3 protein-coding genes are annotated in these 13,154 nt (G+C 36.1%); 2 read left to right on the forward strand and 1 reads right to left on the reverse strand.

Annotated features, from left to right (window positions below):
- The first annotated feature begins 420 nt into the window (after nt 1-420).
- Nucleotides 421-3,486 carry a MopE-related protein gene (locus Q4Q34_RS00395; protein ID WP_303319037.1) on the forward strand — a complete coding sequence of 1,022 codons (3,066 nt, stop codon included), beginning with the start codon at nt 421-423 and terminating at the stop codon, nt 3,484-3,486.
- Between the two features lie 198 nt (nt 3,487-3,684).
- The gene (locus Q4Q34_RS00400; RefSeq protein WP_303319036.1) at nt 3,685-9,651 is read left to right on the forward strand and encodes a choice-of-anchor D domain-containing protein; all 5,967 of its coding nucleotides are present in this window, start codon (nt 3,685-3,687) and stop codon (nt 9,649-9,651) included.
- A gap of 135 nt (nt 9,652-9,786) precedes the next feature.
- On the opposite strand, the gene Q4Q34_RS00405 is transcribed toward Q4Q34_RS00400, so the two are convergent.
- On the reverse strand, nt 9,787-13,035 hold the full coding sequence (locus tag Q4Q34_RS00405; RefSeq protein ID WP_303319035.1) for a LamG-like jellyroll fold domain-containing protein: 3,249 nt from the start codon (nt 13,033-13,035) through the stop codon (nt 9,787-9,789).
- Nucleotides 13,036-13,154: the final 119 nt, after the last annotated feature.

A 13,154-nucleotide genomic window follows, 5' to 3' on the forward strand; every position in this document is an offset into this window, starting at 1 on the left:
GTATGTTCTGAATGATAATTTATTTATATCAAGAAGTAGATCCTAAATATAAAGTTGGGCATAAACGCCAAAGACTTAAAATCTGTGCTTGGTATTTTCTGAAATAAACTATTTATAATTTCTAAAAAAACAACCTAATTGTCATCATCTGATATTATCACGTAAGAAAATCACTAAATTATTTTTAACTCATTGATTTTTAGAATAAGTTAATTACTACAATTAAAGTAAATCCTTCATTAATTTCTTACTTTCAATAAAAACATAAGTAACTCATTTATAATACATAACAAACTATAAACAAAAAACAATATGTATTTAATCGGTTTTTTATGCATTTCATGGAGTTGGAAGCATATATATTTTATATTAGCATGCAAGATTTTAACCACCCAATTTCTCTCAAAAAATCAATGATTTATGAAAAAAAATCTACTTTGCCTACTAATCTGTTTAATTGTATTTTATACACAGGCTCAAACACCAGGTGTTTCAATTTTTTATGAACAAAGCCCTGGAGATACTAGAGGGTATATAGAATATATTCCAGGTAATTTACCTATAATTATATCTGCGCCACATGGAGGCGTAAAACAATCTGGAAGTACCATAGGTGGCGTTTTTTATCCAGACAACGACTCTTCCCTACCTGATAGGAGTTGTGGAACTAATGAAAGAGATGATAATACTGAAATTTTGGTTAGAGAAATTCAAGAAGAAATTTTTAACTTAACAGGGTGTTATGCTCATGTTATTATCAATAATTTACATCGAACAAAACTAGATCCAAATCGAGCAATAGGTGAAGCGACTTGTGGTGACTCTGACGCCATAGATCATTGGAATGCCTGGCACAGTTTTATTGACCAGGCTAGTACAGCTGTCGAAGCCAATTGGGGGAAAGGTCTTTATATAGATTTACACGGACAAAGCCATTCTATAGCAAGAGTCGAATTAGGCTATAACATCTCTTCTTCTCAATTAAATAGCTCAGATTTAAATGGAGCATCTATTATTAATAATTCTACAATAAAAAACCTTGTTTCTAACAATTTAGGTGCATTAAATCATGAGCAATTAGTAAGAGGTAGCGAAAGTTTGGGTGCTAAATTAAAAGCTACGACTGCTACATTTTACAATAATAATGTAAACCCAGGTTGTGGAGTAACATCAGGATATAGAACCATTCCTAGTAATTTTGATAGTGGTGCATCTAATAGTTGTGATGATACAAGACCCTTTAGCAATGCTTATTTCGCTGGCGATTATTACAATAATTTAAGACATGGTTCAGGACCAACAGCTAGTGACGGAACTGGTGGTGGTGGGCACATAGACGGTATAATGAGTGAAGTAAATAGACGTGTTAGGGATTTAGGCACTTATAAAGGCAACTTTTTTGACTCAAGACCACAAACCTTAGTTCCTTTTGCTAAAGATTATGCTTCTGTAATACTTGATTATATTGATACACATTATAATGATTTTGCAAAGTTTAACTATAGTGCAAATAGTTATGCTACTACAGATAGTGATCCAACTCCAAATATTACCGGAGTTTCTAGGGGAAGTTTTTCCAGCACTTTAGGTTTAATAATAAATAGTTCTTCAGGAGTCATTGATGTTTCTGCTTCAACAGTTGGAAATTATGTTGTAACCTACACTGTTGGTACTTGTGGCTATTATAAAGAAACTCAAAATATTGAAATTACAGGTTTTACCCCAATTGCATCGTGCCAAAATATTAATGCTTTATTAGATGGAGCTGGTAATGTTACGATTACGGCTGCCGATATCAATGATGGTAGTAGTATTGGTAATTTGTCTATAAATATAGATCGTTTTACTTGTGCTAATCTTGGTGCAAATAATGTAACATTAACTGCTACAGATCCTGGGAATTCTGGAAATACAAATTCTTGTGTTGCTATAGTAACTGTTACCCAACCTAACAAGCCTGCGGATGTTGTTACCAATGAAACCATCTGTTCGGGTGAGACTTTTACGTGGTTTGGTAACGACTATACGACCAATCAAACAGGGACGATCATTGTCAATGATGGATGTACGGCCAATCAGGTATTGAACCTGACGGTCACTCCGAAACCTTCGGATGTTGTTACCAACGAAACCATCTGTTCGGGAGAGACTTTCACGTGGTTCGGTAACGATTATACGACCAATCAAACGGGGACGACCATTGTCAACGATGGATGTACGGCCAACCAGGTATTGAACCTGACGGTTACTCCGAAGCCTGCGGATGTTGTTACCAACGAAACCATCTGTTCGGGTGAGACCTTTACATGGTTCGGTAACGACTATACGACCAATCAAACAGGAACGACCATTGTCAACGATGGATGTACGGCCAACCAGGTATTGAACCTGACGGTCACTCCAAAGCCCGCGGATGTTGTTACCAACGAAACCATCTGTTCGGGTGAGACTTTTACGTGGTTCGGTAACGATTATACGACCAATCAAACGGGAACGACCATTGTCAACGATGGATGTACGGCCAACCAGGTATTGAACCTGACGGTCACTCCGAAGCCCGCGGATGTTGTTACCAACGAAACCATCTGCTCGGGTGAGACCTTTACATGGTTCGGTAACGATTATACGACCAATCAAACGGGGACAACCATTGTCAACGATGGGTGTACGGCCAACCAGGTATTGAACCTGATGGTCACTCCAAAGCCTTCGGATGTTGTTACCAACGAAACTATCTGCTCGGGTGAGACCTTTACATGGTTCGGTAACGATTATACGACCAATCAAACGGGGACGACCATTGTCAATGACGGATGTACGGCAAATCAGGTATTGAACCTGACGGTCACTCCAAAGCCTGCGGATATTGTTACCAATGAAACCATCTGTTCGGGAGAGACCTTTACGTGGTTCGGTAACGATTATACGACCAATCAAACGGGGACGACCATCGTCAATGACGGATGTACTGCCAATCAGGTATTGAACTTGACGGTAGAGACAGGTCTACTATATTATATAGATAACGATTTAGATGGTTATGGTTCTACAACGAGTATCATGTTATGTAGCCCTACTGCACCATCTGGATACTCTACAAATAGTAACGATTGTAATGATGGTGCTCCTAACATTAACCCAGATGCAACTGAAATACTTAATAACGCCATTGATGAAGATTGTGATGGTATTGCTCAAACCACTTTGGAAATAGACGATATAGATTTGGACAATGTGACAATATCCCCAAACCCTTTTTACAATTTTATTAATATTGGACTGCCTTCAAATTTGGATAATAATAATGAATTTAATATCGAAATATTTGATCTAAACGGAAGGAGTATATTCAATAAAATTCTTTTGAGTAACAATGGAATTATTAAAGTTTCAAAGTTGGACAATTTAGAACAAGCTGTTTATCTGATAAAAATCATTAATAAAGAAACAGGAATAAGTATTCTTAAAAGGTTAATTCGATTTTAACCTATAAACTTACACTTACAAGCACTAAATATACACCTACAAAAAGATAGATTTGTTGAAAAATCTGTCTTTTTAATTTGTTGAAAATCAATAAATTACATCAAAAATACACTTAATCGATTTTTTTTGCATTTCATGGAGTTAGCATATACATTTGGAACTAAAATTTATTAGCCCCAAGCTGAAAGTTAACCAACTATGAAAAATTTAGATTTTTCAAAAATTAAATATGTTACATGTTTGTTTTTGCTATTATCAACAACTCTCTCTCACTCTCAACATTGCTCATCAAACGGTAATAATACTTCTGATGAATATATAGGAAGAGTACAATTAAATACTATTGACAATACATCAGGTATTGGTACAACCAGTACTGGTTATTCAGATTTTACGGGAACAACTACTAGTTTGAACACTAGTACAAATTATACTATTACTATCACGCCAACCTGGACAAGTATAACGTGGAGCGAAGGCTACTCTGTTTGGATAGATTATAATCAAAATGATGATTTTACTGATCCTGGCGAACAAGTATGGTCACAAGCTGCTTCTACCGCTTCACCTGTATCTGGATCTTTTACAATTCCCGCTACTGCAACTACTGGAAATACCAAAATGAGGGTATCCATGAAATGGAATGGAACCCCTACATCTTGTGAATCTTTTGGCTTTGGGGAAGTAGAAGATTATACTGTTAATATTGTTGCGCCATCAGCCCCAGAAATTAATCTTATAGGCAATGCTACAACTATTGTAAATGGAGATGCAACGCCAACAGTAGGAGATCATACAGAGTTTGGTTCTATTGCCAATTCAACAACTTTGGATCGTACATTCACCATTCAAAACACAGGTACTTCTACCTTAAATTTAACAGGAGGAACACCTATTGTAGATATTAGTGGTAATGCAGCGTTTTCTATTTTAACACCTCCAAGCGCTAATACTATTGCTAGCGGTGGAGATTTAACTTTTGTAGTTAGGTTTGCTCCTGCAACAGATGTGACGAATGCGCAAGCTACGATCTCTATTGATAATGATGATACTACTGGTAGTGAAAACCCTTATACTTTTGTGGTTCAAGGTTCTTCATTTACGCCAGTTCCAGAAATAAACATTCAAGGGAATGCAACCAATATTGCTTCAGGAGATACAAGCCCTATTCTAGGAGATCACACCGAATTTGGCTCTATAGCAAATACAACAACTTTCGATCGTACATTTACCATTGAAAATACAGGTACTGCTACCTTAAATCTAACAGGAGGTACACCTATTGTAGATATTAGTGGTAATGCAGCATTTTCTATTTTAACGCAACCTAGTGCCAATAGCATTGCGAATGGTGGAAGTGATCTTACTTTTGTGGTTAGATTTGCACCAACTACCGATGTGACGAATGCACAAGCTACGATCTCTATTGATAATAATGATACAACAGGTGGTGAAAACCCTTATACGTTTGTAGTTCAAGGTTCTTCATTTACTCCAGCTCCAGAAATAAATATTCAAGGGAATGCAACCGATATTGCTTCTGGAGATACAAGCCCTATTCTTGGAGATCACACCGAATTTGGAACTATCCCTAATGCAACTACTTTCGACCGTACGTTTACTATTCAAAATACAGGCACTGCTACTTTAAATCTAACTGGAGGAACTCCTTTAGTAGATATTAGTGGTAATGCAGCGTTTTCTATTTTAACACAACCTAGTGCTAATAGTATTGCCAGCAGTGGAAATTTAACTTTCGTTGTTAGATTTGCTCCTACAGTAGCTGGCACCAATTTACAAGCTACTATTTCTATTGATAATGATGATAGCAATGAAAACCCTTATACTTTTACAGTACAAGGCTCTTCATCTAATTTGGCCCCGGAAATAAACATACAAGGAAACTCAATTGATATTATTTCAGGAGATACAACACCAGCTTTTGGTGATGACACCGAATTTGGAGCCGCTATTACCTCAACGACAATTGATCATACGTTTACCATTCAAAATACGGGTACCTCTACCTTAAATTTAACAGGAGGCACTCCTATTGTAGATATTAGTGGTAATGCTGCGTTTTCTATTTTAACACAGCCTAGCGCTAATAGTATTGCTATTGGTGGAGATTTAACTTTCGTTGTTAGGTTTGCCCCTACTGTAGTTGGTTCTAATTTACAAGCTATTATTTCTATCGATAATGATGATAGTGATGAAAACCCATATACTTTTACAGTACAAGGCTCTGCGCTACTAACTAATTCACCAGGAAATGTTGGTTCTAATTTACAATTATGGTTACGAGCAGACCAAGGTATTGCTTTAACAGGAACAGATGTTGATTCCTGGACAGACCAATCTGCCAATGGATTTACCGGAGCATCTCAAGGAACAACAGATGCTGAATATGTTGCTTCTGGACTTAACTATAATCCTATTTTACGATTTTCTGGAAATTCATTTTATAATTTAGGTAATCCATCTCAACTTGATTTACAGCCAAACACAGATGAAATGACCATCATCACTGTTGTTGTTACTGGTGGAGCGACTACCGGAACTGTATTTGGTAAATCAAATAATTCAACACGTAACTATCAGGTTTGGTTTGGTACAACAGATCGTGTATTACACCATTCCTTAGGAAGACAAGGAAGTAATCAAGCCGTACGTTGGGGTACAATTTATGCCTTAAACGAACCTAAAATTACAACTGGTATTGTTTCTAATACCGGTAGTAGTTTAACCAGATTATCGCCATATGTTAATGGTGTAGCCGACCCAGCCGATAGAAATGACGGAACTTCTACTGGAAGTTCTGTTACAGATGTTTTAGTTGGAGCAAGAAGGGATGGTATAAATACCGGTTCGGGTTATCGTTACAATGGAGATATTGCAGAAATTATAATGTATGACAGAGACTTAAGCTCTACGGAGCGTCAAAAAGTAGAGTCTTATCTATCTATAAAATATGGGGTTACCCTTGGTTCTAATGATGCTTTTTGGGATTCTGCAACTAATACATCAACGCCATTTGGATATGCAGGAACCAGTAATGATTATATAGCTTCTGATGGCAGTATACTTTGGAATGGTGCTTTAAATGCTGGTTACGGATATAATGTTTTTGGGATTGCAAGAGACGACAATTCAAACTTATTACAGCAAAAGTCTAAAAGCGTTAATGTTGTACCAGAACCTATTTTAACAATGGAAGCAGAGACTGGCTCTTTAAATACCGATTTAAGTTATTTACTGGTTGGTAATAATGGTGATAATATAACACTTACCACTACAAGCCTTCCTATACGATCAACAAATATTTTAGAAAGAAGATGGATCGTTAGGGAAAGTACTAATGACCCTGGAACTGTTACCTTGGAATTTGATTTAAGTACTTCTTCCATTACTGATGCTCAAGGAGCAAATTTAGAGTTATTAATAGCAGATAATACAAGTTTCAATAATTATAAAAATATTGCAGGTACTTATAATGCCACTACAGATATTTTAACTTTTACTGGTATAAATTTTGAAAATGCAGAATATTTCACTTTGGGTACAACCGAAGACTATCAAGACGATTATCATTTAAGTTTTAATGGTACTACAAGATATATTGATCTTGGAGACAATAATGATTTAACTGGGCATTTCACAATCTCAGCATGGGTAAAAAGTAATACTAATGGTAGAACCATAGTTTCTAAAGGAAGTGCTTCCGGCTATGAGTTTAGTATTAATGGTTCAGGACATGTGGTTATGAGTTTTAATTCTGGTACTCAAACCGTAACGTCAACGAATAGTGTGCCACAAAATATTTGGCATCATGTTGCTGTGATTTATAATGGAACAACCTCAAAGATTTACATAGATGGTATAGAAGATGGTACTGCTAATATTAGTACATCGCCTGTCGCCAATTCAGAAAGTTTCCTTATTGGTGCATCTGGAAGTTCACCCAGCAACTTCTTTTCGGGTGAAATGGATGAGTTAAGGGTTTGGAATCATGCTTTAACCGTAGATCAGCTTAGATTTATTATGAATCAGGAAATTGAAGTTTCTGGAGGCAATGTATATGGTAAAATAATTCCTCAAACAGCAACCAAACATGAAATAAGCAGCATTCCTTCTGCTGATTTATTAGCATATTACCCCTTCTCTCACATAAGAGGTAATTGCACATTAAATGAATCTTCAAACACGACACAAAATGGAAGACTTTTCAATCTACCCACTAGTGCTATTGAAAATCAAACAAGCCCCTTGCCGTTTGTTTCAAATGCCAGTACTGGTTGGGATATATCTACTACCTGGTTAAATAATGGCGTGCAGTACACACCTAACACAACAATTAATGGGACGCAAGTAGATTGGAATATTGTTGAAATTAATCATAATATTTCTGTTGACAGAGATTTGAATGTTTTAGCATTAATTTCTAATGTTAATGAACTTACCATAAATGGTGATACCGCTACAAATACTGGACATGGACTAACTATAACACATTATCTAAAACTTGACGGTTCTATAGATTTAGAAGGAGAGTCTCAACTCATCCAAACCACAGGTAGTGATTTTGATGCTACAAGTACAGGTACTTTAGAAAGAGATCAACAAGGTACCTCAAACACCTACATATATAACTATTGGTCTTCTCCTGTTTCCCCATCAAGTAATGGAAGTTATACACTGGCTAATGTTTTTAATAATATTAGTTTCTTGGGCTCTGGATATAATGGTACTGCTACACCCTCAGTTGCTCTCGCAGATTATTGGATATGGAAATATGCCAATAGAGCAAGCGATACCTATTCAGAGTGGCAACATGTTAGAAGCACAGGAACTTTATTGCCAGGAGAAGGATTCACTATGAAAGGACCTGGTACAGCAACTCCTAATCAAAACTACGAGCTACTAGGACAACCAAATAACGGAGATATTACTTTAACATTAAGTGATGATAATGAATATCTGGTTGGAAACCCTTATCCTTCAGCTATTGATGCCAATGCATTTATTTTAGATCATATTAGTGTGACTGAAGGTGGTAATTACTCAGACCCAACCGAAAACATAATTAATGGCGCCTTATATTTTTGGGATCATTTCAGCAATAATACGCATAACTTAAAAGGATATCAAGGTGGTTATGCGACTTATACCCTCATGGGGGGCGCAGTTGCTATTTCAAATGATACCAGAATTAATGCTACAGGAGCAGTTGGAACAAAATTACCTGAAAGATATATTCCTGTTGGTCAAGGGTTTTTCGTGTCCGCTATATTAGATACTGATTTAACTGGAGATTCAAACGATCCGGGAATTACTTTGCCTGTTAATGGTGGCACTATTACATTTAGTAATAGCCACCGTGTATTCCAAAGAGAAACGGTTTCTGGAACTAATACAGGATCATTATTCCTTAAAAATAACTCTAAAGGAAAATCAACTACAAACGTAACTAATAGTCAAATAGATACCAGACAAAGAATTAGGTTGATGTTAGATTCACCTGGTGGTTATCATCGCCAATTACTTGTTGGTGTTGATGAAAACGCATCAAAAGGATTTGACATTGGTTATGATGCATTATTAATCGAAACCAATAGCGAGGATATGTATTGGAATATCAATAGCTCAAAATTAATCATTCAGGCGGTAGATAACTTTAACAAAGAACAAACGCTTCCTTTGGGTGTGAAAATTCATAAAGAAGGCATAGCTACTATAAAAATTGATGGTTTAAATAATATTGGTAGTAACCAAAATATATATTTACATGATATTGATTTAAACATATACCATGATTTAAAGCAGAGTAACTATGACGTGTTGCTAGTTCCTGGCGAATACCAAGATCGTTTTGAAATTGCATTTTCAAATCAACAACAATTTTTAGGTTCAGAAGATGTTGAAAAAACAAATCTGCAAGTTTATTTTTCTAATGAAAAGGAACGTATTATTATACATAACCCATCATTAAAAAACATAGAATCTGTAGAAATGTTTAATTTACTAGGACAACCTTTATTAAAGTTTGAGCCAAAAACTAACAATAACTATTTAGAATATAATGCAAACCAAATTAAAATTGGTAGTTATGTATTAACGATAGAAACTGAAGATGGAAAAACTTCTAAAAAAGTATTAATTAAATAGCTGGATAATAACACAAGTTCAAATCTTATTTCCAAAAACAAAGAGAGGCTTAAAGCCTCTCTTTTAATTTAATGAAATATTTAGATCCCTGTCTTTACAGAAATGCTAATTTTAATTATAGTAAACTGAAAGTTTTTATCTTTTTATAACTTTCTGAGTTATTAGCTTATTATTCACTTCCACTTGTAATAGATATACCCCCTTATCTAAATGTTCTAATGAAATACTAAATGTTTTTTCTTTATAATTTTTAGTCAAAATTGTTTTACCAAGCATATCGAATAACATGACTTTCACATCATTTGTAAATTCTGTAATATCAACTTGTAACTGATTCTCAAATGGATTTGGGTATATCGAAGCAACATTGGTATCCACCCCCTGTGCATTTAAAGTCCCAGAACAGGCAGAATCTGATATCTGAGTTGGTGTTAAAACGACATCGTTGTACACCACAAAAGCATCCATCTTTCCAGTAAAAAAAGCGTCTGATGCATTTTGAAAACTATCATTTCCACTCAATTTACCACCAATGCCTCCAAAACTATAATGACTGGTTATTGATGCTGGAGCACTACTACTGGTAGCCACCTCTACACCATCAATATATAATTTTTGAAGTGTACTAGTTTCACTATATATAAATGCAATATGATGCCAATCCCCATCATTAGGAAATGCCGCGCTTATTTGATCGGCTACACTAGAAGTTTCTCTTACTATGGCTTCTAAATTAGAATTATTAAGTCTTATGGCTATACCCCTGTTTTGGCCGCCTTCATCAAAAATATCCTGAATACCTGTTAAAGAAGATGGCTTAATCCATGCCATAACACTTCTGGAATTCGTTATTAAATTTAAAAAACTATCTGGCGATGTGGAATTTGTAGCATACTGAATTGCCTCTGTTCCATTGAATATCACTGATCGATCACCCTCTTTAAAATCTATATCGTCGTAAGTGATAGCTGCAGATGGCGATAAAGTAGGGTTATGATTATTTCCTGAAGCATCATTAGCATTACTTGCAAGATCAAAATCCCAAAAGGCTTCGTATCCACTTGAAGGTTGACAACCAGCTGTAGAATTAGTAATTATCAAACATGCAGCATCATTAATTTGTGAAGCAGATAATGCTGTATTATAAACTGAAAAGGCATCCATTTTTCCTGTAAAGTAGTTATCTGCAGAAACAGCAAAGCTATCCCAGCTACCAATCACACCTCCAATACCCCCTCCAGTTGTATTGTGAGAACCAATAGAACTTGGTGCTAAATTACTAGTAGCGACTTCAAGGCCGTCTATATATAATTTATGGCTTGTATTCCCTCCATCATAAACTAATGCTACATGATGCCAATCTCCATCATTTGGAAACCCTGCACTTAAAGCATCTGTAGTTACAGTAGATTCTCTTATAATAGATTCCAGATTGGAACCGTCTAGTCGCATGGCTATGCCGACAGTATTTCCCCCTTCATCAAATATTTCCTGAATCCCTGATAATCCAGTTGGTTTAATCCATGCTGAAACCGTACGAGCTGTGGTTACTTGAGAAATAAACGTCGCACTACTATAGGTTACATCTACCGACCCATCGAATACTACTGACTGATCTCCCTCTTTAAAATCTACTGAGTCATAAGTCAATGTCCCATTCACGGGATTGGGGTCATGTCCATTCCCTGATGCATCGTTGGCATCGCTCACAGAATCGAAATCCCAATAAGCTTCATAACCACTAACAGCCTGACACCCATCTGTTGAATTCGGTCCGCTTCCTGTAGTACTTATTATATAAGGTAAAGAAACCGTTTGTCCATTACTTCTGTAAGTCGGTAAAGGAGCCGATATGTTTATTAAATGATTACGTAAATCGGTACTCATATCATTCCCTATAGCTAAAGTCGCTAAACCTGGACTGCCTGCTAACAGATTAGTCGCTTCACTGATATCATTTATTAAATGATATAACTCATAAGATTCCGTTTCATAGTTATAAATTAATTTATAATCTCCTTTTCTAATAACAGAAACGGGTCTTGCATCACGATTGGAATCAATCAGATATCCAGGATAATGCCAGTATAAGGCATCTCTACTTAAAGCTGTTCCATTAGTTAATAATTGCCAATGACTAACGCCATCAATATCATAACTAACAGGTAACGTTCCTCCGGCTGCCTCAACAAATGTTGGGTAGATATCAAATCCAACTATAGGCGTTGAATTAATAGTTCCTTTGTTTACTAACCATGAAGCTTCAGACCACACAATACTAACAGACCTAATACCACCTTCGTACCATTCTCCTTTCATACCTCGCAAAGGTCCTGCATCGTCACTATGAACTGCACCACCGTTATCTGAGATAAAATACACTAACGTGTTCTCCGATAGCATATTCCCAGGGTTTCTAGGGTCTGCCGTTGTTTTTAAATAATCGATTAACCTCCCTATGGTTTGGTCCATGCCTTCAGCAAGTGCAGCCTGTCCTGGTTTTCTATCATGCCCCATGGAACTGGGGCTACTAATGGCTTTAGCTTCATATTTTGTTCTTAAATCCGGTCGTGCATCACTTGGATTAAATGGACCATGAATAGCATAGTTGCTAAAATGCATAAAAAAAGGACTATTAATATTGGTATCAATAAAATCCATAGCAGCATCTGCCATAGCATCGGTTACATGTTTTGCTGTTCCTGTTAAAGAATTATCTCCAGCCAGCATTAAAGATTCGGCAGTAGTGTAAGGGTCTGCATAAGGATCTAATTCCGGACCAATACTACTTCCAAACGTATATGGAGCGCCACTATTAGAAGCAAAATAATTTCCTGGATTTCCTTTAGTCCCACCACCATAATTAACATCAAACCCTTGATCTGTAGCGGCATTATCCGAAACGTTTGTTGCTTCATTTTCTCCTACATGATATTTCCCTAAATGTACCGTCGCATAGCCAGCTGCCTTCATGGTTTCTGCCAAGGTAATTGCTTCTTTAGGCAATTCGTCGACACCACTAGGCAATCCATTATCTGGTCCAATTAAAAGGGTTGAATTACCTCCCCTATTTAAGTTATCTACTGCAAAAATATTATTAGTTGGTCGTGAGGCGTATTGCCCACTTAAAAGTGCCGCTCTGGTTGGCGCACAATTTGAACCATTAACATAACCATATGGAAAGGCGATACCTTCACTTGCTAATGTTGCTAGATTTGGAGTTTCATAAAAGTCACTAGGGTTATTAAGGTTTGTCAAACCTGTACTAACTTGAGACCACCCCATATCGTCGGCAATAATAACAATAAAGTTAGGAGACTGGGCATAAACTTTTTTAACTACAATAAAAAATAATAGCAATAAATAAGTACTTATTGATTTCATAGATTTGGAGTTAGAAATTTTAGTCTTGATAAAAATATCGCATTTTAACGTAAATAAAAATCATTTTGTCGATTTTTTTACTAAAATTCAACTTTTTAAAGAAAGAAATAGATTAAAAA

This window comes from Flavivirga abyssicola (genome assembly GCF_030540775.2).
In the GTDB taxonomy this organism is placed as follows: Bacteria; Bacteroidota; Bacteroidia; order Flavobacteriales; family Flavobacteriaceae; genus Flavivirga; species Flavivirga abyssicola.